Origin of the sequence: Pseudoalteromonas sp. S1650, assembly GCF_005887195.1 — a bacterium.
Classification (GTDB): domain Bacteria; phylum Pseudomonadota; class Gammaproteobacteria; order Enterobacterales; family Alteromonadaceae; genus Pseudoalteromonas; species Pseudoalteromonas simplex.
On record NZ_PNDF01000013.1, the window covers coordinates 62058 to 88689 of the forward strand.

Sequence of the window (26632 nt, forward strand, 5' to 3'; positions counted from 1 at the left end):
CGAAGGACGAGTATCTACTGTGTATAAATCAATTTCACTGTTACCAGATTCATCTTTACTCAAGCCCGAGTTCACGTTCGGTGTGGCAACAGCTTCATTCCAGATTGAAGGGGCACGCGATAAGCGCCTTGATTGTATCTGGGATACATTTTGCGAAAAGCCTGGCGCTATTGCTGACCAAAGCCATGGCGATGTAGCTTGTGACCATGTTGCACGTTGGCAGCAAGATGTCGAGATGATTGCAGATTTGGCTGTCGATGCTTACCGCTTATCTATTTCGTGGCCAAGGGTCATGCAGCAAGATGGCTCGGTTAACGAGCAAGGTATGGCGTTTTATGTTCAGTTATTAACGGCTTTAAAAGCGCGTAACATTAAAACCTATGTCACCTTATATCACTGGGATTTACCTCAATACCTTGAAGATAATGGCGGCTGGTTAAATCGCGAAACAGCCTATAAATTTAAAGACTATGCCGAACTTGTTACTCAACATTTAGGCCATTTGGTTGATTCATTCGCCACCTTGAACGAACCATTTTGTAGCGCTTATTTAGGCTATGAAGTGGGTGTACATGCACCTGGCATAAAATCACAACAAGCTGGCCGACAAGCAGCGCACCACTTACTACTCGCCCACGGCCTTGCTATGCAAGTATTACGTAAAAACTGCCCAAGCACAGAAGCAGGTATCGTATTAAACTTCAGCCCAACGTATCCTTTAACCGAAGATGATAAAAAAGCCGCAGAGCTTGCTGATCAATACCACAATCAATGGTATATCAAAGCGATTTTAGAAGGTGCTTACCCCTCTTTAATGGATGATTTAGCAGATGAAGTTAAACCAATTATTATTGCTGGCGATATGGCAATTATTCGTCAAGCCGTCGACTTTATTGGCGTTAACTATTATACCCGCATACACTACAAAAATACCGCTGATGGCTGGTTTGAAGAAGCAAACCTTGCGGATGTTCGTGTTACCGATATGGGCTGGGAAGTTTATCCTCAAGGCTTAACTGAGCTTTTAGTATCATTACATCAGCAATATGATTTACCAAAAATGTACATTACCGAAAATGGCGCAGCCATGGCCGATACATTAGAAAATGGTGAAGTGAACGACATAGAACGCGTAGATTATTATCACACTCATTTAAATGCAGTGTGTGATGCAATTCGCCAAGGCGTCGATATTCAAGGCTACTTTGCGTGGAGCTTAATGGACAACTTTGAGTGGGCCTATGGCTACGAAAAGCGCTTTGGGTTAGTTTATATTGACTACCAAAGCCAACAACGCATTTTAAAAGAAAGCGCAAAACAATATCGCGCGCTACTCAAACAGCGATAAAAATAACAACAATCGAGAACACACATGCTGACAAAAAGAGAAAAAATAGCCTACGGATTAGGCGACACAGCAAGTAATATCATCTTTCAAACGGTGATGTTATTTTTAACTTTTTTCTATACTGATATATTTGGTATTTCACCCGCGATTGTTGGCACCTTGTTTTTGGTGGTGAGAGTCGTTGATGCCATCACCGACCCATTAATGGGAGCCTTAACCGATTCAACTCGCACTAGGTGGGGAAGCTATCGCCCCTACTTACTTTGGCTCGCTTTACCATTTGGGGTGATCAGCATGATCACCTTCACCACACCTGATCTGCCTGAGTCAGGCAAAGTCATTTACGCCTTTATCACTTACACTTTGCTGATGCTGGTGTACACCGCGATTAACATTCCTTACTCAGCGTTAGGTGGGGTATTAAGTGGCGACCCTAAAGAGCGAGTATCCATTCAATCTTATCGCTTTGTGTTTGGTATGCTGGGCGGCTTAATTGTCAGTGCCTGTACCTTGCCTTTGGTAAACTGGCTTGGCAAAGGTGATAACGCTACGGGCTACCAACTCACGATGGCCCTGATGAGCGGCTTAGGTGTGATCTTATTCTTAATTTGTTTTCGCTTTACCAAAGAGCGCGTAGCAGCGCATAACACCTCATCGTTGAGCTGGAAAACCCGCATGAATACGCTATGGCAAAATGGCCCATTTAAAGTATTGTGCTTTGCCGCATTTATGCTGTTAACCAGTATGGTACTGCGCACCACCCTTGCCATTTACTATGTAAAATATGTGCTTGGTGAAGCTGAGCTGGTCACCTACTTTGTTACCATTGGCATGATAGGTAATATTTTGGGCTGTGCCTGTGCAAACCCTCTTAGTAAACGCGTTGATAAGAAAACCGCCTATATTCGTTTGCAATACATCTCTGCGGCAATTAGTTGCGTGGCATTTTGGTTGCCGGGCGAACAACTTGCACTTGCCTTTGCCGTGTACTTTTTGTGGTGTTTTTTCACGCAAATGGCAACTCCGTTACTGTGGGCAAAAATGGCCGACACCATAGATTATGGGCAATGGAAAACCGGTGAAAGGCTAACAGGCCTAGTCTACGCAAGCGTGGTCTTTTTTATTAAGCTTGGCCTTGCTCTTGGCGGTGCCATTGCAGGTTGGTTATTGGCATTTTATGGCTATGAAGCCAATACCGAACTCAGTGAACACACGCTCTCGGGTATCTTAATTTCATTTACCCTTTACCCAGCAATAGGTAGTATGCTTGTCGCATTTATCATGAAAAGGTATATTCTTGATAATCAAACGGTTGAGCGGATCAGTGCCGATTTATCGTTAAAAAAGCATCCATAACTTTGTTTAAAAAGGAATAACATGGCCACCATTTACGAGGTGTCGAAACTTGCAGGCGTTTCTCTTGCAACCGTTTCGCGAGTAATGAACAACAATGCAAATGTCAGTGATGCAACACGTAAAAAGGTCACTGCCGCAATGGATGAGCTTGGCTATAGACCTAACTCAATTGCTCAGTCACTGGCATCAAATTGCTCGAACAGTGTTGGTCTACTGGTCTCTGAATTACAAGGTCCGTTTTACGGGCCTATGATGAGCGGCATTGAAAATACCTTTCGTAATCAAGGCAAACACCTGATTATTGCTGCAGGTCACAGTGATGAAGAACGAGAAAAACAAGGGATTGAATTTTTAATTAGCCGTAACTGCGATGCGCTTATTTTGCATGTTGAAGCTGTCAGCGACGACTACCTAATTAAACTTAGCAAAGGCCGTACTCCGTTTGTACTAATCAACCGCTATATCAGCGAACTCAGTGACCGCTGCATTTTGCTTAATAATATTAAAGGCGGTTATCTAGCGACTAAACATGTTCTAGAACAAGGTCATAAAGACATTGCCTACATCAGTGGACCAGCTTGGAAGCAAGATGCCAAAGACCGCCTAGAAGGCCACAAACAAGCGCTGGCTGAGTTTAACCTTGAGTTTGATGAAAACCTCTTATTTCAAGGTGATTTCATGGAAGCGAGCGGTTATGAGGGGTTAAAAGCGCTTCATCAACAAACGCATCCATTCACGGCGCTTATCTGTGCTAATGATGAAATGGCAGTGGGTGCCATGGCAAGCGCACGTGATTTAGGGCTAACGTTACCTAAGCAATTGTCGATTATGGGCTACGATAACGTGTTTTTCACCCGTCACGTTTACCCACAATTAACCACCATTAATTACCCCATAAATGAAATGGGCCGCATGGCTGCTGACTGGGTGTTAAACCAAGTTTATCAAAAACAAACACCGCCGTTACAAACGCTATTTGAACCTGAACTTGTAGTCAGGCATTCAATTAGTCAGCAATAAGCTCGGATAACAAGCCAAGATTAATCGGTTTTAACAGCACTTGTTCTATATCAAGTTGTTTAATTCTTTCTGCCTCTGGTTCGGCGCCACTTACAATGACTAATTTTAAGTCGGGGTGGCGCTGTTTAATTTCTTTTGCTAAATCTAGCCCTCCACCATCAGGCAAATGCATATCCAGTAATACTTTAGCAAAATTTTGGTCGTCACTCAGTGTCTCAAGACAAGCGGCACAACTTGGCGCTATGACAGTTTCAACACCTAAGCTTTCAAGCAATAATTGGGTAATCTGTGCCGCATCACTGTCGTCTTCAACCAATAAATAACGCGTGCTCTGGTTGGTCATTTCAGGGCTGTCGTCTTGCTCAACCACAGGTGCAGTATTGCCTTCGCAAATATAATGATTAAGCACTTGGTAAAGCAACCCAGAATCAACCGGCTTGGCAATCATATCGTTAAAACCAAGTGCGCTTAACTCAGTTTTCACCCCTTTCATAGTGGCCGCAGTAAGCGCGATAATTGGCCCTTGATAACCCATTTTACGAAGTTCAATAGTGGCTTCTTTACCGCCCATAACCGGCATATGCAAATCAATAAAAACAATATCAAAAGGCTCACCCGCTTGTTCTGCATTAGCGACTTTCTCAATAGCTTGTTTACCGTGTTCTGCGTATTCCACTTCAGCACCGGTCATAGTGATCATATGACCTACTAGGTTACGTAAATCTTTTAAGTCGTCGACCACTAATACCCGACCACTGGTTTCAAGGGTGGCTAATTTTTGTTGGCAATCAGGGTTTGAATCAAAACGCAGTACTTGGCGCTCAACATCACGAATGTTGCCCGGGTAGATAGAAAGGGTAAATTCTGAGCCCACACCTTGCGTAGACTCAAGCTCAATTGAGCCTTGCATTCGATTAAGTAGCTCAGAACAAATGGCAAGGCCAAGCCCTGCTCCACCGACATCTCGGGATTCTACATCAGCAATTTGTTCAAATGGTTTAAAGATCAAAGCTTGTTTTTCGGCTGGGATTCCAAGACCTGTGTCTTTAATACTAAAAAACAGCATTTCGCGCTCATTAACCCAAGCAGTCCAAGCACGCACTGTGATCTCGCCTTGGTTAGTAAACTTAATTGCATTGTTGATGATGTTAATCAGGATTTGGCGTAACCGCGTCGCGTCTGTGTTGACAACTAAAGGTAAGGCTTGCTGAGATTCAAATTTAAGTGTTAAGCCTTTATCAACCGCTGAGACGCGCATTAAGGTATAAACGTCCGCCATTAGGCTATCTAAATTGACATCACTGCAATTGAGCTCAAGTTTATCAGCAGCAATTTTTGATAGGTCGAGCACATCATTAAGTAAGCTCAGAAGATGCTTACCATTTCGGTAAATCACACCCAGCTCGTTTTGGGCATGCTGGTTCTTACCACTTTGCATTAGTAACTCGGTATAACCCAAGATGGATGACAGGGGCGTACGTAACTCATGGCTTAAATGCGCCAAAAAACGGTCTTTAGAACGGTTTTCTGCTTCAGCTTTTAAGCGTTCAACACGCTCATCTTCAACATCTCGTCGTGCTAACGCATAACGAATAGCGCGGGCAAAACGGCTAGAGTTCATCTCGTTTTTAACAAGGTAATCAACCGCACCGGCATCAAGCGCTGCAGAATCGAGAGCTTCATCTGATTGCCCGGTAAGCATGATAATCGGACCGCGAAAACCATTATCAACGGCCCGTTTTAGCACTTCTAAACCATCAGAGGCACCTAAACGATAATCTAACAAACAAATATCATGCTTGTTTTCGCTCAGCACACTGATGGCCTGTTCAGGGCAACTTAACCACTCAACATCGAATGTATGGGAACCTAATTGCTCTAGGTAGTCGCAAGTAAGAATATAATCGTCTTCGTCGTCTTCTACTAAGAGTAATCGGGTTACCTTATCTAACATTCTTATTCCTTATAGCAATTTGCTTAATAAAATATTATCGCAAATTGGAATTAATCGTTCTGTGGTGTTGGCAGCTCTACAAACTCTACCCAGTATTTCCCTAATGTTTGCATTAACTCGACTAAACCTTCAAAAGTAACTGGCTTAGTAATGTATGATGCAGCCCCTAAGTCGTAGCCTTTAACCATATCTTCTTCTTGTTTTGATGTAGTTAAAATCACCACCGGAATACCCTTCAAGTTAGGGTTAGCTTTGATTGCTTGTAAAGCTTCACGGCCGTCCATACGCGGCATATTCAAATCGAGTAAAATCAAGCCCGGGCGCGGTGAGCTTTCTTTTTCACTAAATTTGCCTTTACGCTCAAGGTATTCAAGCAGTTCTACACCGTCTTCAACAAAAAACAACTCGTTTAATACACGGCTTTCGGCCAATGCATCTTGGGTTAATAAACGATCATCTTCGTCGTCATCAGCCATTAAAATGGTTATTGGTTTAACTTTATTAAGTGGCATTACGCCTCTCCTTGTAGTGTGAAAAGCGATGTTTCCACGGGTAATTTAAGAGTGAAGCTTGCACCCTCACCAACGTGACTACTTGCTGTTATTTCTCCGCCATGGCGCTCCACAATACGGCGACAAACCGATAGTCCTATGCCTGTGCCTTTGTATTGCGAACGGCCATGTAACCGCTGGAACGGAACAAATATTTTTTCTAGGTATTCTTCTGAAAAGCCAATTCCGTTATCTGAAATTGTAATAACTTCCCACTCTACATCAGTGTGATGAACTTCGCTAAATTCTGAAATTCGCTGATATGCAATATCAATGACAGGCGCAACATTCTCACGTCTAAACTTTACTGCATTCGACAGAATGTTTAAGAACAACTGTAGCATTTGACTCGGGTCTGCTTGAATATGCGGTAAGGTATCGAGGTTAACCGTGGTCTCAGATTCTTTTATTGCGATTTCAAGATCATCAAGTACCTCTGCAACGACTTCATTCAAATCTGTATCAACAAAGTCCTTACCACGAGTGGTTACGCGTGAGAATTCAAGTAGGTCATTGATTAAATTAGACATACGCTGAGCGGCATTTTTCATACGATTAATATAATCAACCCCTTTTTCGCCGAGCTCATCTTTAAACATCTTTTCAAGGCGGTCACTGAAGGCTTGAATCTTACGCAGTGGTTCTTGTAAATCATGACTTGCAACAAAGGCAAAGTCTTCAAGCTCTCTATTTGAGCGACTTAGCTCATCTGAATAGATGGTTAACTCTTGCGTACGTTCTGCAACCTTTGCCGCCAAGTTTTCGTTTTGTTTTTCAAGGTCAGCTCGGTACTTAGCTTGATTGCGTATGTTGATACGGGTTAACACAAACATACCAATAAGCAGTAAAGCACTTGTCACTGCAGTAATCGCAAATGTTAACTTCGCTTCGTTTTTAATTTGTGAGAGCTTTGCAAACTGCTCTATTTTAAAATTAAGCTCACGCATTTGAATTTCATCAACTCCAGCGCGAATATCTTTATATAAATCACGACCTTGGTCTGTTAATAACAAGCGGCGAGCTTTCACGTCTTTATTTGCAAGAGCCAGATCGGTGGTTTTAGTCATCACTGCGACTTTATCGTTTACTAAATGAATTAAACGAGCAATGCGGTCTGCTTGACCGGGAATTTCTGAATGCAAGCTTTTCACAAGCATGATCTGCGCTTGCATTGAAGCGATAGCATCATTGTAAGGCAGTAAATAATCTTCTCGGTCACTAAGAAGGTAACCTCGCTGACCTGACTCAGCCTGTACTACAGATAAATGTAGCCGCTCTATTGCAGTATTAAGTGAGTTAGTATTATCAAGACTACTTTGTGTTTCTGTTAGAGAGCGAATGCTATTGAGGGCTAAAAAAGCATTCGCCACCACGATACACAGCACCACGGCAATAAAGCCAGCCCAACTGACCGCTATTTTTCCTTTTTGTTTTTGCATTTGCTTCCCAATCAATGAGTGCTCAATCTGCTGCGTGAGTGTCACTTATTTCTTGTAAGTGTTCACTGCACTGCTGACAGTTTGTAATTATTTTATCTAATGCCTCGAGCGCTTTTTGCTTAGGCATATCATTTTCTAATACGAGCTTAACTAACTCTGCATTCATCGAAATACGGTTTAGCGGTGCACGAGCATCGTGCACCATTTTTCGTAAAGACTCGTTGTTACTCATAGCTATCCTTAGTTATTTGTATTCGCCAATGCCCCCATAAGCATTTAAACGGTTATAAAGTGTTTTCGTACTGATCCCCAGCATTTGCGCAGCAATCGTCTTATTACCTTGTACTTTATCTAAAGTCGCGTGGATCAATTCTTTTTCAACTTCTTCAATGGTTTGCCCTGCAACAACTTGGTTTGCTTGGCTCTCTTTATTCACTTTAGAAAACGGTGATTCTAACGAATCAGGTAAAGTAATAACGGAGCCTTTAGGGTCACTCATAATAAAGGCACGGTGTATAGCATGGCGAAGTTCACGCACGTTACCAGGCCAATCATGGGCCTCAAGTTCTTTGATTTGCGCTGCTTGCCATTTAAAGTCGGTGCCGTTTTCATCATTAAGCTGCTCTAAAAAAGCATTGGCAAGCAATGGAATATCTTCTTTGCGCTCACGAAGCGGTGGAATATCAATAGGGAATACCGCTAAACGAAAGTAAATGTCTTCACGAATAACATTATTTTGCGCAAGGTCGGTCAAGGTGCGGTTGGTTGCAGAAATAACGCGGCAATTTACCGCTTGCTCTTTGGTTCCACCCACTCGAGTTACTTTTTTACTTTCGAGTACACGCAGTAAGTTTGGCTGCATATCAATGGGCATTTCTGTCACTTCATCTAAAAACAAAGTACCACCAGCAGCTTGCTCAAACACCCCCTCTTTACGTGCAATAGCGCCTGTAAATGCGCCCTTTTCATGGCCGAAAAGTTCGCTACCAATCAGCTCTTTAGAAAATGCACCACAGTTAGTTGCTACTAAAGGGCCATCACACTCAGTGGCGTTGTGAATTGCCTGAGCAACCACTTCTTTACCAGCACCACTTTCCCCCATCAACATTACATTGGCAGAAGTTGCTGCAACACGCTCAATCATAGTGTAAAGCTTTTGCATCACCTCAGATTCACCAATTAAGGTGCCAAAGTGGCGCTTTATAGCTGGCGTTGCTTTTTTCTTAGGGCTTGCTTTTTTCGGGTTGAGTACCCGTTCTATATCTTCTCGTTGTAGTGGTTTGACTAGGTGACCAACATTAGGCTCACACATTTCAGCCAACTTACCCTTTACTGAAGGATGCCCTGAAATTAACGTAACACGAGGCGATTGACCGATTGCTTTTAAGTGCTCAAGCAAATGTAGACCGCTGCCATCTGGCAACATAAAATCTAAAAAAACATGGTCAAACGTGTTGTTTTCAAACCATTGCTCAGCTTCAGCAAGGTTCGCTGCGGTATTTATATTGTGCCCGAGGAACTCAACAATGTGACAAACTACATCACTAAACTCACTGTCATCATCAACTAAAAGTACGTTTAACATATTTATTCCATAAGCTTTTTTAATCATTCTACGCTTAGTTCCAATAAAAATAAAATAAAGCGCGTTAGATACTAATTGAATTCAAATTACGACCATATTACTGCATTTAGTTCCACTTTAGGGTAAAAAGTGAGAAAAATACTAGAAACGGGTTATTATTGCCTACTCAAAATTAAGCTGAGCTGTACTTATTTTAAGTTATTAAGTTGTAATCATATGAAGTTATTAAGAAAAGTTATTCACCCAAGTTTAGGAAACGACTACGGCACTGTATTTATTCGTAACACTGCCCGCGCCATTGTTTTAAAAGGTGAACAAATACTGCTTTTGTATACCGCTCGTTATGATGACTACAGTTTACCGGGTGGCGGGGTTGATAAAGGCGAAAGTATTGAGCAAGGGCTCCTGCGAGAACTTCATGAAGAAACAGGTGCACAACAAATTCAAATAAAGCAGTCACTAGGCTTATACGAAGAAATCAGACCTTGGTACAAAGACGACTTTGACTGTGTTCATATCAAATCTTATTGCTACTTTTGTGAAATAAGCGATGAATTTGCTGACCCAAAAATGGAGCACTACGAAGTGCAAAATGGCATGCAACCTAAGTGGGTGAATATATTTGATGCCATCGCACACAACGAAACCACCATGGCAATGAGTGAAAAACAGGGCTTATCGATTCAGCGCGAGACCTTTTTATTAAAGCTGATTGCTGACACTCTTTAAGTTTTTTACATTACTTTACGCAACCCTCAGCCATTGGGGCAGTCTATACTTATAATTAAAACCAATTATGAGAGTCAACCATGAGTAAAGTAGCTGCCCTTTCTAAGCCAACCATCCTGTTACATTGGACCGTTGCCATTTTGTTTATCGGCGTATTTGCGATGGGCATTTATGTTGCTGATTTTGCCGAGCCACCCGCTAAATTTACTTATATGGGATGGCATAAATCAATGGGCTTAGTAGTATTAGTTTTTGCCATCGCAAGGCTTATTTGGCGCATAAAAGAAGGCGCATTACCTGCAACATCTGACATGCCTAAATGGCAAACCGTAATTGCTCACCTCACTCATGGCTTATTATTACTTGCGACCCTAGCTATGCCGTTATCTGGATTTATCATGAGCTATGCGGGCGGTCGTGCAATTAGCTTCTTTGAGTTTGAGCTATTAAGCGCACCAGAAAAAACACCTTGGCTTGCAGATGCAGGCAGCTTTGTGCACCACAGTTCTGTGCTCATTATCGTGGTGATTTTAGCCTTACACGTTGCTGCTGCACTTAAACACCAGTTTGTTGACAAAGATGGCATGCTGAGCCGCATGCTAGGTAAGTCTTAAATAAAATTTAAGCGGGCTTAGGGTTAGCATAAAAACGCCATAAGCCCACTAAATTACTCATTAAAAACACTGTTTCCATTACCACTGCTAGTGGTGAAAACGCTAATAAATTGTGAACTATCCAGCACACAGTGCCGACAATCATCAACAGGCGTAAGGTAAAATCTTTGCCTTGGAATGAAGCATAGGTTTGCATTAACGTTGCTGCCAGTGCGATAAAGCTAACCCAGCTATGCAATGTTAATAGTACTGCGCTAATACTCAAAAGCATAAACGCTATCATCACCCAAGTTTTGCGCGCAAAAATACAATAGCCATAACGTAGTGCTGCAATCAGCATTAAGCTTGCAGCACTGAAATTATCAAGCAGCATAAAATGCACTGATGTCAGTAATACTGAGCTAAACAAACAAGCTAAAATAGCTTGTCTTTGTTTAAACTGAAAAGAAGCCAAATCAAGTAATGTGGCAATGGCAACTAAGCACTGAGATAAAATAAACATAACGACTCCTGAAAAATCAGCAGTGTAATGTTCACCGTTTTGCTGCGCCTTAACTTAAGTTAAGACGCCGTCTAATTCGCGATAAAGAAATCGCTGAAATCCCTAAATACATAGCAACATCGTTTAAGCTTAATTGCTCAAGCCAGTGCGGTTTTTGATCTAATAAATATTGATAACGTTGCTCTGGCGTATTGAGTAATAAAAACGCTTCTTTTGCTTCTTTAAACAATAATTGCTGACTAACTAATTGATGTTTAATTGCTTGCCAGTCACTACTATCAAATAAAACCAAAGGTACCTTAATAAGCTCAGCATCACGTATTACTTTGAGTTGATAGAGCGCAGGGGTTTTAGTCAACCAGTTCCCATAAAGCAGTGCAAACTCATCTTGAAAGTAAAACTCTTTACACTTTTGTGTGCCTTGCGATGATGCATGTAATGCACCAAGCACCCCTGATATAATTAAGTAACCCGCATCTTGCTCATCGCCTTGCTGTAATAAAATATCTCCCTTGGCGTATCGCTTAATTGTGCATTGCCCAGCAAGTTTATTACGAAATTCACAGGCTAGCTGATGGTAACTATCACCGAGCGGGAGTAACTGGGTATCTGTCAAGATTGCCAACCTTGCATTAGTAGTTCAGTAATTTGCTGAGCATTAATACCTTCTCTAACAATAAAGCGCTCACCACACCAAAGTGGTGAAAAACCACTATCGCCTTTGGCTTCAGCTTTTGCGCGTAATGCGGTCATCGCAATCGACGCATACGGAAAAGGCGGCGCTTGCTCTGGCATAGCTCCTAACTCTTGCATGACTCGATTGCTAATACCTCGTGCTGGACGACCAGAGAATAAGGTCGTCAATTCAGTTGAGTCTGGCGCAACTGTTTTTAATACTTCACGATGTAAAGCACTTGTTGTCGCTTCTTCACAAAGTAAGTAAGCGCTCCCCACCTGCACTGCTGCGACACCTAATGCTTGGTATTGGGCGACATCTTCTGCCGTGCAAATTCCACCTGCTGCAATAACAGGTATATCAAGCTCTACACTTTCTCGCACTAATTGCGCAGTGGTTGGTTGCAGCGACAAATCCATTGATAAAAAATGGCCGCGGTGGCCGCCAGCTTCAATCCCTTGTGCAATAACCGCATCGGCTCCATTTGTTTGTAACCAACGCGCTTCATCTAACGTTGTGGCTGATGAAAGAACCGTTCCGCCCCACGCTTTTATTTGAGAAACAATCTCTCTACTTGGTAGACCAAAATGAAAGCTTACAACGGCAGGCGTGTAAGGCGCGATAATATCTATTATTTGTTGATTAATTGGCTGGCGCGAAGCATTACGGGTAAATTGTGAGACATCGACAGCAAACTCATCAAAATAAGGTGTAAGCAGATTATGCCAAGCCGTTTGCTGAGCCAGGGTATAGTCGGGTGTTTGATGACAAAAAAAGTTAAGATTGTAAGGCTTATCAGTATGCTGGCTAAGATAATCAAGTTCTGATTTTAGCAGCTCTGCTGAGAGCATAGCGCAAGGTAAAGAACCAAGCCCTCCAGCTTCACACACAGCGACTACCAGTTTGGCATTTTGCACACCCGCCATCGGCGCTTGAATAATCGCAAGTTCAGTTTTTAACACAGAATTTGTCATTACATATTCCTTGTAAGTTTTTCAACCTAATGCAGTTTTTACAAAGTTTAAGCTTCTCAAAGGCTAACTGAAAAATAAAAGTCTTCTAAAACAATAAGCTATAAAAAGCAAAAAATAGGTATTAGCTTTGCAGACTAGCTCCTACAACTTTGTAAGGAGATAATGATGACTGATACTGTTACTACAATCAATCCAACTAATGAACAAACGATCAAGACTTATAACTTATTGTCACTGCAACAAGCACAGAGTGAAGTTGACCAATGTCATCAAGCATTTTTAAAATGGCGCACTACATCCCATGAGCACCGCGCAAAATTACTTAATAAACTTGCACAAGTAATTGATTCTAATCAACAAGAATTAGCCCAACTAATGACCGATGAAATGGGTAAGATTTACCAACAGGGCCTTCAGGAGGTTGAGCTTTGTGCAGCAATTTGTCGTTATACCGCTGAGCAGGGACCAAAAGTGCTTGGCGATGAAAAGCGAGATATGCAAGACGGACATGCAATTATTAGTTACCAACCAATTGGTGTAATACTTGGTATCCAACCATGGAACTTCCCGTTATATCAAGTCATTCGCTATGCTTGCGCGAATGTTATGGCAGGTAACACCACAGTGCTAAAACATGCGGGTAATGTATTTGGCATGGCCGAAAAGATTGAACAGTTATTTAAACTGGCTGGTTTTGACGATTATTGCTTTAAGAACTTACTTATTGACGGTAAAACCGCAAGCGAACTAATAGATCACTCAGCGATTCGTGGTGTAACCTTTACTGGCAGCGATGGCACAGGCAAAAAAGTCGCAGAGCGAGCAGCTAAACAGGTTAAGAAAACCGTGCTCGAATTAGGCAGTAACGATGCATACATCGTACTTGATGACGCTGATTTAAATACGGCGATTACCGCATGTACGCAAGGTCGTTTGATAAACAACGGACAAACCTGTGTTGCGGCAAAACGCTTTATTGTGGTTGATGCTTTATATGATGATTTTAAAGCTCTAATCAAAGAGCAGTTTGAGCAAGTTGTTCTTGGCGATCCGAACGATGAAAAAACCACGCTTGGCCCAATGGCTCGTAAAGATCTGCGCGATCAGCTTCATCAGCAAGTCACTGACTCTGTAAATGCAGGTGCTACTATTATCACGGGCGGTAAAGTTGCTGAACACACCGGCTTTTATTACACCCCGACCTTGCTTGAAAATATCAAACCGGGCATGCCCGCTTATGACGATGAATTATTTGGCCCTGTGGCATCACTTATTCGAGCCAAAGATAACGCTGAGGCAATGCAAATTGCTAATGATTCACGCTATGGTCTTGGCGGCGGTATTTTCTCAAAAGATGAACAAGCAGCCATTGAGCTTGCAAAGCTTCACTTTGACACCGGTATGGTAAATATCAATGGTTATGGTCTTGCGCAACCGAACTTACCATTTGGTGGTGTAAAAGACAGTGGCTATGGCCGTGAACATGGCGGTTTTGGACTACGAGAATTTGTTAATATCAAAACCATTATGGTCAACGACTAATCACTATTAAGGGCTCATTAGAGCCCTTTCTTATATCTAATTGTCCGCCCTGAATAAGGTTATCACTTTTCATACCAATCCGCTTAATTAAGTAGTCTATTTTGAGGCAATAAAACCTCGTTGATAACAAGGCAAAAATTTCGTTATTTAGTTGTTCTAAATGAGAAATTTTTAACGCAGTTAGCGACAGGTTTTATCCCTCAAAATGATTAAGTATTATTGCGGGTTGGTATTAAACATTGGCACTTGTTGCTTCGAGGCTGCTGGCATTTTTAACTCATCCACTGCTTTTTCTTTATCAATCTGCTCTTGTTGTTTTTGATTGTCAGAATCGGGGTTATAAACAAGCTCTGTGAGAAGTGCAAAATGGTCTGAGCCATACTTTGCCAAACGCTCAATACGCTTAACACTAAACTCATTACTATGAAAAAGATGATCAAGTGGCCAGCGCATAAAGAAATAACTGGCATGAAAGGTATTAAAAAAGCCGCGGCCTTTACGTGGGTCTAACAAGCCACTAATACGCATAAACAAACGGGTACTTCGCGACCAAGCAACATCATTTAGATCTCCTGCAACAATACAAGGTCGCAGTCTGTTTTTAAGTGCTTTTGCTAAGATAATTAGTTCAGTATCACGCGGCCGTGAGCTGTCTTCTTCCGTGGGGCTCGGAGGTGCAGGATGAATAAAATGCCCTTGAACTTCTACGCCATCTGCATCTTCAAACAAAATATGGATTGAGGGGATATCGCTTTCTATAAGCTCACAAACTTGCTGTTGTTTAATTTTAAACTTGCTGTACAAGTGCATACCATAACGATTATCTTTTGGGCAGTACACTCGATACGGGTATTCTTGCTCTAAACTGCTCAGTTCATTCTGCCAAGTTTGATCAGACTCTAACGTAATGAGTAAGTCTGGTTGGTGCGTGTTAACTAAAGCAATGAGTTTGTTATATTCAGTGTTCGACATCAGTACATTTGCCGACATAATGCGAATACTGTGCTTATCGGTTTTATTGCTTGAAGCAACTTCTTTATTAGCGAGCCTTGTGTAAGGGTAAATCCAGCCAACTTGTAAAAGCAACACGACGATACTCGCCAGAGCACAACCAATATAAGGCGCGGAGCCCGTGCGACTGATTAAATAGCTTGCAGCAATTAAACTCGCACAAGCAAGGTAAACCACTTGCAAGCGTACAAAGTCACAACTGCGAATTAAATAATGTTGGGAATATGAAAATGGCAAGATTGAGACCACTAGCAGCATGGCCAATAGTGAACCCAATCCATAAGTCATGATCGATTCAAGCAAAACTAGCGGCTCAGAATAGAAATAATTTCTCGGGTGTCTTCCACTAAACGCACGACAGTATCGTCAACTTGAATTGAGATTAGACCATCTCTATCTCGAGATTTAATCACTTTACCGCGGCGGTAAATATCACGGTCAAGAATATCGCCTTTACGTAATTTCTTCTGCCAACCGGGTGGTAAATCGCCACCATTATCAAGTTTCTTTTCAAGGCCAGGTGGTAGACTTTTATCTTTGCCCTTATCCTTGTCTTTATCTTTTGCAAGTGCGCCAGCCGTCACTAGGCTTAAACCTATCACTGCAACTGTTAACAATGCTTTCATGCGAGTGCTCCTTCTATGAGTCCCAATTAAGCGTAGCAAGTTTTTCTGAACTGGGTATGAAACCAGCTAAAAAAAGCCGCTAAGCGGCTTTTGACAGGATTAACGATGGCGAGTGACGATTGATAAAATCTCTCGCGTATCGTGTACTAGATGAATAAGGCGGTCATCGATTTCGATGGCAATAATGCCATTTCGGTCGCGACGTTTAATCACTCGCCCATGACGATATATATCACGGTCAAGAATATCACCATGGCGATAACGCTTATACCAACCTGGTGGTAAGCCACCACCATACCCTACTTTTTTGTATAAACCGGGTGGTAAGTCACGGTAGCTGTAATGATCGTATCTATCGTAACGATCATGTCTGTCATGATGATGGTGATGTTTGTGGTGTTTTTTATGTTTTTTATGCTTTTTACGTTCGTGCTTATGTTCGTATCTATCGTGGTCACGATCATGTTTCGCGTTTGCTTCCATAGGTATCAAACTCAAACCTAAAACAGCAACTGAGATAGTAATTAATTTATTCATAATAGAGACCCTCAACGTTTGCTCTTGATAAAAAGCCTAACGTTTTAGCCTGAATCATAGATGAAGGGTTACAATTTAAAAACGCAACTGTTTACATATCAACACATTAGAAAGCTAATATTTACATTCCTTTAAACTTCTTTGGCACTATTTACGAAAAATCGAGTCTGAGTTACAGTTTCGTTTGAGGCGTTTGTCGTTATATTTGCAACATAAACAAAGGCTTCCTCACAACATAATAAGGATAATTTATGAATGTTCTAAAATGGTGTTTGGTCATTAGTATTACTGCACTAACGGGCTGTAGTGCCATGATGAGCCAATATGGCAATCAAAAAACGCAATCAAGTTCATTGGTTGAGTACCTTTACCCAGACCAACAAGATAGAGCTGCACACCAAGCAACGATTCCAACTTTGAACTTACCAGCCACGGTAGGGATTGCCTTTATTCCTAACAAGTACAATGATGACTTGCATCATGGTGATGAAATCGCACTGCTAAATAAAGTTAAAAAGCAGTTTATGCAATATGACTACATAGACCGTATTGAAGTGATCCCAAGTACTTATTTAAAAGGCAGCGAGGGATTTACCGCATTAGAACAAGTATCTCGATTATATGATGTGGATATTATGGCGCTTGTTTCATACGACCAAGTGTCGCAAAGCTTAGAAAATAACGCTGCATTTTTATATCTAACGATTGTTGGTTTATATGTGATTCCGGGCAATGAGAACTCAGTACAAACCTTTGTAGATACTGCCGTATTTGACGTGAAAAGCCGAAAAATGCTGTTTCGCGCGCCAGGTATTCATAAAGCAGAGCAACGCAGTACAGCAATTGGCATCGATGAAGTCGCTAAAGAGCAGTCGCTGGCAAGCTTTAATGGAGCTGTTGATGACATGATCACGAATCTCGATGCTGAATTAGCGCAATTTAAAACCCGCGTAAAAGAAGAAAAAGTAGCCAATGTCACACACAGAAATGGCAGTGGCGGCAGTAGCTTATTCTGGTTAGTGGCAGTACTGGCAGGTTTTGCCGTACATCGCCGTAGTGCATAACAGACAAAGTTATTAATCGAGAAAGCTTTTACCCATCCTAAAAAGCAGATACCCTTTGGTTTTTGTTGTACCTAACCAAAGGGTTTTCATGAAGTTGTCGATACTTTCAGTGCTTGTGGGCACCTCATTATTTAACCAACAAGCCATTGCAAATAATGAACTAGAACATATTACAACGACCGCCTCGCGCAACGAAGTGTTGGCAGATCCATTGCCTGTTGTGGTCAGCAGTATTTCACAGAAGCAACTGGCGCTTATCGCTCCAACTCACATTGAACAAGCCCTTAAACAGGTTGCTGGTGCTAATCTTCAACACGGTAACGGCCAAGAGTATTTACCCGCTTTACGTTCGCCTGTACTTTCTGGCGCAGGTGCCTGCGGTGGCTTACTTACCGCCGAAGATGGTATTCCACTTCGCGCAGCTGGTTTTTGCAACATCAATGAATTATTCGAAGCCCACACTGAAATGGCTGAACGCATCGAAGTACTGAAAGGCCCGGGCTCTGCACTTTATGGTTCAAACGCTGTACATGGTGTAGTCAACGTGATCACCCCAGATACAACCTATAACCACAACCAACTTGGTTTTGATTACGGCTCGTTTGGCTACACCCGCTACAAACTAGGTACGGGTCGTGATTTTGGCCAACAAGGTTTAGGTATTAATGCCACTATTACTCGAGATACGGGTTATCGTGATGACGAAAGTGTTGATCAAGAAAAGCTATCACTACGTCACCGTTTTGATGGCGAAAAACTAAGTGTAAGTACAGGCCTGACTTACACCCATTTAGATCAACAAACAGCTGGCTACATCGAGGGCTTTGAAAGCTACAAGGATAAGCAAATAGCTCAGTCTAATTTTGATCCTGATGCATTTCGTAAAGCCCGCTCTTTGCGTATTTGGTCAAAGCTAAATTGGACACAAGATGAGGCTAACAGCTTTACCCTAACGCCTTATATCCGCGACCAAGACATGACCTTCTTTAAGCATTTTTTACCGGGTACTCCCCTTGAAGAAAATGCTCAGCAAGGTGTTGGTATACAATCAAGCTGGCAGCACAAGTTAACCGGCTCTAGCCTGTTAACTGTTGGCTTTGATGGTGAGCTTACAGATGCTGACTTTTTACAATATCAAGACAGTCCCACTCAAGGCTCAGCATTTTTAGTCGCCACCGTGCCTCAAGGCAAACATTATGATTATCAAGTAACAAGCACCCTATTAGCACCGTTTGTGAACCTTGATTGGCAACTTGATGAGTTACTTATCAGCCTGGGTGGTCGATACGAGCGTATGCGTTATGACTACGACAACCATATGTTGGCTGGCCGCACAAAAGAAGATGGCACAGCATGCGCCATGGGTGGGTGTCGCTATTCTCGACCAGAAAGCGGCGAAAATCGCTTTACTAACTTTTCACCTAAGCTTGGTTTAAGCTATCAATATGCTGAAAACCAGTTTATCTACGCCAATGCTTCAGAAGGTTATCGAGCACCGCAAGCGGCAGAGCTTTATCAGTTGCAACGCGAACAAAATATCGCAGATCTGAAATCTGAAACAGCTAAAAACCTAGAGCTTGGTATAAAAGGTCAACAAGCACAGCTGCATTATGTAGTTAGCATTTATGCAATGAATAAAAAGAACACCATTTTCCGCGACAGTGATTTTTATTACGTCAATGATGGCCAAACTCAGCATCGTGGTGTTGAGCTTGAGTTAGCTTATGCCATTACGCCAAGTCTATCGATGCAGTTAGCCGCGAGCCACGCCAAACATACATACAGTTATGACCAAGTACTCAGCGGGGTTAACATCAATGGTAATCTTATTGATACTGCTCCACGCAACATCGCAAACTTACAGCTACTTTGGCAAGCAAACGACATTACGCGTGTTGGTCTTGAGCTACATACCACCAGCAGCTACTTTACTGATCCTGAAAACCAGCATAGTTACCAAGGCCACTCATTAGTAAATTTACGAGCGGCGTGGCAGCTAACAGCTAACCTTAGTGTGACGGCACGAATAAACAATTTAACCGACGAGCGTTACGCAGAGCGTGCTGACTACACTACATTTAGTGGCGACCGATACTTTCCGGGTAGACCGCGCAATGCCATGTTATCAGCAAGTTATCAGTTTTAAATAACCGCATTTTTTGGTGAGCTATCTCATAGTTCACTCACGCTGTTTCGTGTTTTGGTATGATAAATGTACCTCTTGCTATTACTTCTAAACAGCGTGACATCTTCTCAAAATCTAATTCGTAACCTTCTTTTAGTGCTGGGCATTTTTCTTATTGCAGCCAGCTTACGAGCCCCGATCACTGGCATTGCACCGGTACTTGAACAGATCATTGAACAGTTTCAGTTAAATGCATCGCAAGCCGGCATGTTGACGACTTTACCTTTAATCGCGTTTGCCATTGCCTCACCTATGGCGGCAAGTCTTGCTAAAAAGTGTGGCCTTGAAATATCACTGTTTATTGCCCTTGTACTCATAGGTATAGGGGTTGTCTCTCGGGTTATTGATTCTGCCACCGTGCTTTTTATTGGTACCGCAGTAATTGGTGTCGGTATCGCGATTGGTAATGTGTTATTACCAAGCCTAATAAAGCGTGACTTTCCACACAAAGTGGCAGTAATGACGTCGAGTTATGTTTTGGCGATGGGCATATTTGGTGGCAGCTATTCAGCACTCATCATTCCGCTCGCTGAATACAAAGAAATTGGCTGGCAATTGGCGCTTGCCAGTTATGCTTTACTGGTTGTGCTGGCTATTATGGTGTGGTTACCACAACTTAAGCAACATACCATGCCAAAACAGGCATATGTGTCAAACAATACACAAAACAAAATTTGGCACTCTGCACTGGCTTGGCAAATCACCTTATTGCTCGGCTTTAACTCCTTTTTCACTTATATCATGCTTGGTTGGCTACCCAGTATTTTAATAGAAGGTGGCCATAGTGCGCAGCACGCGGGCGCTTTGCAAGGCGCCTTTCAAGTAGCCTCTGCGCTACCAGGTATTGTGCTTATTCCTCTGCTTGCCAAATTAAAAGATCAACGCATCTTAACGCTAAGCTTGGCATTACTTGGCGCGCTTTGTTCTGTTGGATTATTAGTTGCGCCTAGTTTTGCGATGCTTTGGTCAGTCACCTTAGGTTTTTGCTCAGGTGCCTGTTTTATCTTAGGCTTATCATTTGTAAGCCTACGTACTCATAACTCAATGCAAGCCGCTGCGTTATCGGGTATGGCGCAATGTATCGGGTATTTATTGGCTGCCACAGGCCCTATTATTGCGGGCGCCTTACATAGTTATTTCAACAACTGGGCGGGAGCACTTTGGCTGTGTATGGCATCAAGCCTATTGTGTGCTTTATTTGGTTACTTAAGTGGCCGAAATATCACCATCGGCCAGCAATAAATATGAAACCACAGCTATTTAGGGGCGGTTTCAAAGGCACTCATATTACTAAGGTTATCGAGCCAAGGTTTATGTGAGCGATACCAAATATGCGCTTTAGGGATGAGCTCATCAGCTTGCTCTACGGCGCCAATACGTAAGCCATAAATACGTTCACCTGCACCGACAGAAGTCGCGTACAAAGCTGTACCACAATTACCACAAAACCCTTGCGCACGTTGGTTGCCACTTTCAGCTATTTTTATATATTCTTTTGGCTTAGCACCTGTAAAGGTAACTCCATCTGGCATAGACACCACAACCGTACGAAAAGGCGCACCTGAGATAATTTGGCAATCAGTGCAGTGACAGTTTATCACTTTATTTTCATCAACGTTTGCATGGTAAGTTACCTCACCACAATGACAACGACCGGTAACCTTCATATTAAACTCCTTGTTGAGATGACTGCTCTTTTACAGGGTAATGATTAGCGTGTTTCAAGCTTTGTAAATCATTAAACCGTACCCTATGCTGGGCCATAATAGGATGTATTTTTTTGCTGATCAATTGCCTAATGTAAAAGGGCTGATTCGGCACAAAATGATGGATTGTGTGGGTGCGGCCAAAATCAAAACAAAATAGTTGAAACGGTAAAAACCAACGACTGGTGATCACATGCGTTTGCTCAAGCAAATTATTTACACCACCATAATAATGCATTGACGATGTCACTAAGTTAAGAGACGTTGAGCGAATAATATTAGGCACGATAAGTACCACCATTAAAAACTCTGCCATCGCCAATAACTCAGCTCCCCACGACGGCAATGTAAATGGCTGTACAAACTGCACTGCATAATAAGCAATTACCCCGTAAAGAATCGCAAAATACGCAGTAGCAATCGGAAAGCCCGCATTAAATACACGGAAGAACTTAAAACCACTAATTTCTTTTTTAAATCGCTTGGTATTGATTAACAAACCTAGCAAGCCATCAGTAATGACCAAGGCTCTCAACAAGGGCGACTTAATACCATTGCCTACTAAACGCTCTTCTAAATCTTGTGAGGTGCCGGATACTTTATGGTGATGTAAATGAATCTTTCTGCGATACCAAGGGTTCACCGTATTAGGCCGCATAAGCCACACGGTTAACATCATAAAGTTATGTATAAAAGGACGATTACTAAAATACTGCTTATGGATAAGGTCATGCTCAAGCTCATGCGATATTGAGGTAATAAAGGCAGCCAGAATGATGCAAAGCCACGAGGGAATAACCGCTAAGTAATAAAGTGTCGCAACACCGAATAGTGAACACAACGACACCAGCAGAATTACCATCGCAATTTTATTTTGTTGGTTAAGTATAGGGTAACGCGCTCTTAACGACTGCTCTTCGGCCTTAATGGCTGTAACAATCGCCTTGATGTTTTGCTTTGCGGTTAATTTTGACATAGTAAGCTTTTGCTAACTGCTTGATACCAAAATCATACCGTAATTATCTACTGCTCTCGAGAAAATTGCGTTAAAAATGGTATTACATCATTTGCTGGTAATGGCTTAGAAAAGTAATAGCCTTGGATATAATCGCAGCCTGCTTCGGTAAGCACCGCCAATTGCTCGCGCTCTTCAACCCCTTCAGCAACGACCTTAATACCCAATACTCGACTCATTTGGATAATCGATTTAACCAGTGCTTCGTCACCTAAATCAACATGAACTTCATCTATGAAAGACTTATCAAGCTTGAGTACATCAACAGGGAAACGGCGTAAATAACTAAGAGATGAATAACCGGTACCAAAATCATCCAATGAAATTAAGCAACCCGCCTCTTTTAATTGAGTAAGCACATCGAGATGGTTAGTATTTTCAGGAGCTAAAACACTTTCAGTTAATTCAAAAGAGATTTGTGACGGCTTAACCCCTTGATTGTTGATAATTTCAAGCCATGCATTACGCTCAGGATTAAACTCAGTAAACTCAAATAAAGACCGATTTACGTTAAAAACAACATCGTTATAACCTTGCAGCTCTAACGCTTTTATTTGCTGACAAGTTTTAACCAACACCAGCTCTCCAAGTGGAATAATCACTCGAGACTCTTCTGCTAACGGAATAAACTCCGCAGGTGATACCCATTGCCCTTGATTATTCCAACGAACTAAACTTTCGAATTTAGCAACCGTGTTATTTTCTATATCGATAATAGGTTGAAAATAAACTTCAATTTCGTCGTTTTTCACTGCCAAAGTTAGCTGATCTATAAGCAAGTTTTGTGTTTTTATTTTGTTATCCATTTCAGTGCAGAAAAATAAATACTCCGTACCAGCTTGCTTTGCATTGAGAGTTGCAAGCTCAGCTTGTCTTATCAAGCGGCGTGCTATTTTTTCGATTTTATGTTCAGAGGAAGAAATATAACGTTGCTCAAAACAGCTGATCCCAAGAGTTACATATACTTGCTGGCTAATACCACCAATTGAAAAAGGCTCAACCAACAATGCTGTAATTTGCTTACAAACATGTTCTAGCTCACTAATATGTTGATAGGTTTGTAAAATAGCAAAGCTATCACCATCTATTCGTGAAAAGGCTGATTCTTTAAAACAGCTTTCAAGTCGCTCAGCTAGTTTACATAAAACTTTGTCACCAAATGTTAGGCCATATACCGTATTAATATTCTGAAATTTATCAACATCAAAATAAATTACTGCCAAGTTTGTATCTACTTCATCTTGATATGCAAGAGACGAAATTAAAGTACACAAGTACTCTTTAAAGTAAAAACGATTAGTTAACCCTGTAAGTTGGTCGTGGTTAGCGTGAAAATAAATTTTTCGCTCAGCTTCTTTTTTCTCGGTAATATCTAAAATAAATGCCACATAGCAATCCTCAGCATTATTTTGCATTTTGGTTATTGATAAAAATTGCGTATAGAACTTACCTTGCTTAGTTTTATTGGTAATTTCACCAGACCATTTGCCCTCAGTATTAATCTGATGCCACATAGCTTTATAAAAATGTGGATCATACTGGTTTGAACTTAAAATTTTAGGGTTTTCCCCTAAGACTTCGTCCAGCGAATAGCCCGTCATTTTAGTGAAGGCAGTATTTGCATAGGTAATTTCTACATTGTGGTCGCAGATAAAAATAGCTTCGTGGCTTTGTTCTATTAACTGATTAGAAAAATCTAGCTTAGCAATGAAACGGTCTTTTTCAATTTCACGCTGGATTAAACCTGTAAATAACGAAAAGAAAGATTCGATTGATAACGCATCACTTATTTCATGCTGAAAAAGCGCTACCAGAATGGTATTTGTCTTGCCAGAAATGCTTTGTAATGGCACACCCACATAAGCTTCAATATCCATATCAACAAGCAATTGATCATTAGGGAATAGCTGCTGAACACCTGAGTTGTAACTTGAAACACTGCCACAGCTGACATCATTGCATGGTGTACAGCGAATATCGTAGCTGATGTTTTCAACTATTTCGTCATGCGCAACTAAAGCGATGGTTGTCGCATATAAAGTTGACTCATCGACTTGAGCCAAAAAAACATGCGAAGCACCCAGCACTTCTGATAAAGATAGGCATATTGCATTATAAAAGTTCTCACTTTTAAGATTTGAAATACTTTCAACAATACGCTTTAAATCGTATGTACCCATGTTATGCCACCCAACCGTTTTTTCCGCTAAGAGTCTGACTTAACCTGAACTAAAGACGGTAAATTCTATTATATTAAGCACTTAAACACCATGGTACTCTAGTCGAAAGCGATTAACTTTCAAACAAATAAGCATACATTTTTCATGGTTATTTCAAAAGTAAGCATAGTTTGAAGTTTACAGGTTATAAATAGAACAAAAGTTATTTTAATCTGGGGTGAATTGGTACTTAGATTTGAGTTATAGGTGTTAGGCTCTGGGTGCTAGGCAAAATATCCCCTTGGGGCTGAGGGTGGTTTCAAAACCCAACAACCGCACCGCTCGGCTAAAAACTGACAGCTGATGGCTGGTAGCTTTTTCAGACATAAAAAAACCCTAACCAATTGGCTAGGGTTAAAAAGTGGTACCAGTAGGCGGACTTGAACCGCCACGCCCGAAGGCAACGGATTTTGAATTTGTGCAAGAGCACCCATGAAAACTTAAACGATTGATATTATTATATTTAATTTCTTATAACTGTGACAAAATGTTGTCACAATGGCAAAAAATCGTCACAGTTTTTATATAATTTACTTGAAGATAAACGCTTGTGATCACGGCCTTTATGCCATTTTAGCCGTTGCCGTTAAGCTTAAAAAACACAAACCATCTGCACCTCACAGCGATAACTTTCTTGTTCTTGGTAAACCCTAACACTTAAAACCAGGTCACTATGACCTTCGTTTCTCGTCCATAAATCCACTAGAACATCCCAATAACCTCTTTGCCAAATATAGACAGATGAATCCCATACGTCTTCAGGTAAGCTAATCAACTCTTCACCGTAATCTTTAATGTAGGAATTGATTTGGATTGAGGTGGTCTCTGGTAATTTCGACACTAATGGAATTTTACTAATGGACTGGTAGTCATTTTTAACGAGGCACCCTGCAACGGCGTATAATGTTTGTCGCCACTCAACAGGTATTGGTAGCTCTTTTTGTTCGTCCTTAACTACCATAGGGCTCCCTAAAATTTATTCCTTGATTTCTCTTAAGTGCTATAAGCAACCGTTCGTAATGAATCCAAAGCGCTTTTAAAGAATTTGGTAATGTATTTTGAATCCATAAAATAGGCTATTTCTCTTAAAGAAGAGTAACCCTATAACCTTAATGCCCAGTTTAGCGAGCAAAAACCTGAAGCTAAGCGGTATCTAACTAACAGCTTTAGTTGTGTTTAATAAATACCTATAATCGTAATAGTTCCACTAACAACAGAAATAACAGTACAAAATACAGCAAATTTATTTTTCCAAAACTTTAAGAATAGCAATGAAAACTGTGAATAGATGGGATTTTTTTTCATTACATAAGCAACACCTTTCTTGCTTAACTTAATTATTTTAGGTATTTCACTAACCTCATGAGAATCAAATAATTCTGAGCCGTTGTTAAACATACTGCGATAAACCTTTAAAGCGTTGTTACCCTTGATTGATTTAACTTGTTTCTTTAAAAAATACATATGTTCTAGAGCAGCTAATTCGATTTCCTCAATAACCTCTTGACGCAAAGGATGCCAAAAATAAGAAAGAAATTCATCCTGTTGCTTGTTTAACCTTACCTTGGAAATAGACTCTATTGCTTTTTCCATTTCCTCTTGTTCCCTCTCTCTTTTATCAGTTAGTATCTGATCTAATGTATTCAAACTATCAGTTAATTTTTTTTTATCATCAAAAAATTTCTTTATTTCATCATTAGACATTTATCACCAAATTTTAAATCAAACATTAAAACCTTATTGAACACCATTTTTATGGTTTAGGATAGAAAAACAGCAAATAATAATTTTATAGGAAACGCTATACATTCATAGTACTCCCCTAGAAACTATCAAATCACGTCATGTATTTTCACTTATTCTTGTTTAAGTAAATCTTCAGTTATATTTCGGATTAGTACAAACAATTGTAATTCCTACTAGCTATGTGTAAGTTATAAAAAATTTGATTATTAAAATCGCGAATTCAACCCCGAAGT

General features: G+C 41.1%; 25 protein-coding genes. 9 read left to right on the plus strand and 16 right to left on the minus strand.

Annotation, left to right across the window (positions count from 1 at the left end; genetic code table 11):
• The first annotated feature begins 19 nt into the window (after positions 1 to 19).
• The 3 genes from CWB80_RS03780 to CWB80_RS03790 are packed head-to-tail and all read left to right on the plus strand — an operon-like array spanning position 20 to position 3724.
• Positions 20 to 1348, plus strand: coding sequence for a GH1 family beta-glucosidase (locus CWB80_RS03780; protein WP_138600364.1), 1329 nt, complete (start codon positions 20 to 22; stop codon positions 1346 to 1348).
• 24 nt (positions 1349 to 1372) lie between these two features.
• Positions 1373 to 2704 (plus strand): glycoside-pentoside-hexuronide (GPH):cation symporter, encoded by a 1332-nt coding sequence (locus tag CWB80_RS03785; protein WP_138600362.1) that lies wholly within the window; start codon positions 1373 to 1375, stop codon positions 2702 to 2704.
• Positions 2705 to 2725: 21 nt separating this feature from the next.
• Positions 2726 to 3724: a LacI family DNA-binding transcriptional regulator gene (locus CWB80_RS03790; protein WP_138600360.1), complete on the plus strand. Its 999-nt coding sequence runs from the start codon at positions 2726 to 2728 to the stop codon at positions 3722 to 3724.
• Here the strand turns inward: CWB80_RS03790 and CWB80_RS03795 are convergent.
• From CWB80_RS03795 to CWB80_RS03815, 5 genes are read right to left on the minus strand one after another with little or no spacing between them, the layout of a single operon-like run.
• On the minus strand, positions 3711 to 5678 hold the full coding sequence (locus tag CWB80_RS03795) for a response regulator (RefSeq protein WP_138600358.1): 1968 nt from the start codon (positions 5676 to 5678) through the stop codon (positions 3711 to 3713). The two genes, CWB80_RS03790 and CWB80_RS03795, sit on opposite strands and share 14 nt — an antisense overlap.
• Before the next feature lie 50 nt (positions 5679 to 5728).
• Complete coding sequence (locus CWB80_RS03800) at positions 5729 to 6190, minus strand: response regulator (protein ID WP_054552609.1); 462 nt, start codon at positions 6188 to 6190, stop codon at positions 5729 to 5731.
• Positions 6190 to 7668, minus strand: a complete 1479-nt coding sequence (locus CWB80_RS03805) for a sensor histidine kinase (RefSeq protein ID WP_138600356.1) — start codon at positions 7666 to 7668, stop codon at positions 6190 to 6192. Before CWB80_RS03805 ends, CWB80_RS03800 begins: the two co-directional genes overlap by 1 nt.
• 22 nt (positions 7669 to 7690) lie before the next feature.
• Complete coding sequence (locus CWB80_RS03810) at positions 7691 to 7900, minus strand: histidine kinase (RefSeq protein WP_054552611.1); 210 nt, start codon at positions 7898 to 7900, stop codon at positions 7691 to 7693.
• A gap of 12 nt (positions 7901 to 7912) precedes the next feature.
• The gene (locus tag CWB80_RS03815) at positions 7913 to 9253 is read right to left on the minus strand and encodes a sigma-54-dependent transcriptional regulator (RefSeq protein WP_054552612.1); all 1341 of its coding nucleotides are present in this window, start codon (positions 9251 to 9253) and stop codon (positions 7913 to 7915) included.
• 216 nt (positions 9254 to 9469) lie between these two features.
• Between CWB80_RS03815 and CWB80_RS03820 the strand changes: the two genes are divergently transcribed.
• Both CWB80_RS03820 and CWB80_RS03825 read left to right on the plus strand, forming a co-directional pair.
• Positions 9470 to 9982 carry an NUDIX hydrolase gene (locus CWB80_RS03820; RefSeq protein ID WP_138600354.1) on the plus strand — a complete coding sequence of 171 codons (513 nt, stop codon included), beginning with the start codon at positions 9470 to 9472 and terminating at the stop codon, positions 9980 to 9982.
• A gap of 80 nt (positions 9983 to 10062) precedes the next feature.
• The gene (locus CWB80_RS03825) at positions 10063 to 10596 is read left to right on the plus strand and encodes a cytochrome b (RefSeq protein WP_054552614.1); all 534 of its coding nucleotides are present in this window, start codon (positions 10063 to 10065) and stop codon (positions 10594 to 10596) included.
• Between the two features lie 7 nt (positions 10597 to 10603).
• Here CWB80_RS03825 and CWB80_RS03830 read toward each other — a convergent pair whose 3' ends face one another.
• From CWB80_RS03830 to CWB80_RS03840, 3 genes are read right to left on the minus strand one after another with little or no spacing between them, the layout of a single operon-like run.
• On the minus strand, positions 10604 to 11098 hold the full coding sequence (locus CWB80_RS03830) for a YgjV family protein (protein WP_138600352.1): 495 nt from the start codon (positions 11096 to 11098) through the stop codon (positions 10604 to 10606).
• A gap of 49 nt (positions 11099 to 11147) precedes the next feature.
• Positions 11148 to 11714, minus strand: a complete 567-nt coding sequence (locus CWB80_RS03835) for a Crp/Fnr family transcriptional regulator (protein WP_138600350.1) — start codon at positions 11712 to 11714, stop codon at positions 11148 to 11150.
• Positions 11711 to 12748, minus strand: coding sequence for an NAD(P)H-dependent flavin oxidoreductase (locus CWB80_RS03840; RefSeq protein ID WP_138600348.1), 1038 nt, complete (start codon positions 12746 to 12748; stop codon positions 11711 to 11713). The genes CWB80_RS03835 and CWB80_RS03840 overlap by 4 nt, the downstream gene beginning before the upstream one ends.
• 165 nt (positions 12749 to 12913) lie before the next feature.
• On the opposite strand from CWB80_RS03840, the gene CWB80_RS03845 reads away from it, so the two are divergent.
• Positions 12914 to 14290, plus strand: coding sequence for an NAD-dependent succinate-semialdehyde dehydrogenase (locus CWB80_RS03845; RefSeq protein WP_138600346.1), 1377 nt, complete (start codon positions 12914 to 12916; stop codon positions 14288 to 14290).
• Between the two features lie 216 nt (positions 14291 to 14506).
• Here the strand turns inward: CWB80_RS03845 and CWB80_RS03850 are convergent, their stop codons facing one another.
• The 3 genes from CWB80_RS03850 to CWB80_RS03860 form a co-directional block, all read right to left on the minus strand.
• Positions 14507 to 15589: an endonuclease/exonuclease/phosphatase family protein gene (locus CWB80_RS03850; RefSeq protein ID WP_138600344.1), complete on the minus strand. Its 1083-nt coding sequence runs from the start codon at positions 15587 to 15589 to the stop codon at positions 14507 to 14509.
• 17 nt (positions 15590 to 15606) lie between these two features.
• The gene (locus CWB80_RS03855) at positions 15607 to 15927 is read right to left on the minus strand and encodes a hypothetical protein (RefSeq protein WP_054552620.1); all 321 of its coding nucleotides are present in this window, start codon (positions 15925 to 15927) and stop codon (positions 15607 to 15609) included.
• A 99-nt stretch (positions 15928 to 16026) separates the two neighbouring features.
• On the minus strand, positions 16027 to 16464 hold the full coding sequence (locus CWB80_RS03860) for a hypothetical protein (protein WP_138600342.1): 438 nt from the start codon (positions 16462 to 16464) through the stop codon (positions 16027 to 16029).
• A 251-nt stretch (positions 16465 to 16715) separates the two neighbouring features.
• Between CWB80_RS03860 and rhlP the strand changes: the two genes are divergently transcribed.
• From rhlP to CWB80_RS03875, 3 genes are all read left to right on the plus strand, one after another.
• On the plus strand, positions 16716 to 17528 hold the full coding sequence (rhlP, locus tag CWB80_RS03865) for a rhombotarget lipoprotein (protein ID WP_138600340.1): 813 nt from the start codon (positions 16716 to 16718) through the stop codon (positions 17526 to 17528).
• 88 nt (positions 17529 to 17616) lie between these two features.
• Positions 17617 to 19674, plus strand: coding sequence for a TonB-dependent receptor (locus CWB80_RS03870; protein WP_138600338.1), 2058 nt, complete (start codon positions 17617 to 17619; stop codon positions 19672 to 19674).
• Between the two features lie 66 nt (positions 19675 to 19740).
• Entirely contained in the window at positions 19741 to 20955 is a 1215-nt protein-coding gene (locus CWB80_RS03875; RefSeq protein ID WP_138600336.1) for an MFS transporter, read from the plus strand.
• A 14-nt stretch (positions 20956 to 20969) separates the two neighbouring features.
• On the opposite strand, the gene CWB80_RS03880 is transcribed toward CWB80_RS03875, so the two are convergent.
• The 5 genes from CWB80_RS03880 to CWB80_RS03900 all read right to left on the minus strand — a co-directional run bounded on the left by CWB80_RS03880 (position 20970) and on the right by CWB80_RS03900 (position 26357).
• Positions 20970 to 21380, minus strand: coding sequence for a GFA family protein (locus CWB80_RS03880; RefSeq protein ID WP_138600334.1), 411 nt, complete (start codon positions 21378 to 21380; stop codon positions 20970 to 20972).
• A gap of 1 nt (position 21381) precedes the next feature.
• A complete protein-coding gene (locus CWB80_RS03885; protein WP_138600332.1) occupies positions 21382 to 22395 on the minus strand; it encodes a fatty acid desaturase in 1014 nt (337 codons plus the stop codon).
• 47 nt (positions 22396 to 22442) lie between these two features.
• On the minus strand, positions 22443 to 24614 hold the full coding sequence (locus tag CWB80_RS03890) for a putative bifunctional diguanylate cyclase/phosphodiesterase (RefSeq protein WP_138600330.1): 2172 nt from the start codon (positions 24612 to 24614) through the stop codon (positions 22443 to 22445).
• Between the two features lie 631 nt (positions 24615 to 25245).
• Positions 25246 to 25614: a DUF7668 domain-containing protein gene (locus tag CWB80_RS03895; protein ID WP_138600328.1), complete on the minus strand. Its 369-nt coding sequence runs from the start codon at positions 25612 to 25614 to the stop codon at positions 25246 to 25248.
• A gap of 215 nt (positions 25615 to 25829) precedes the next feature.
• Positions 25830 to 26357 (minus strand): hypothetical protein, encoded by a 528-nt coding sequence (locus CWB80_RS03900; protein WP_138600326.1) that lies wholly within the window; start codon positions 26355 to 26357, stop codon positions 25830 to 25832.
• Between the last annotated feature and the right edge of the window lie 275 nt (positions 26358 to 26632).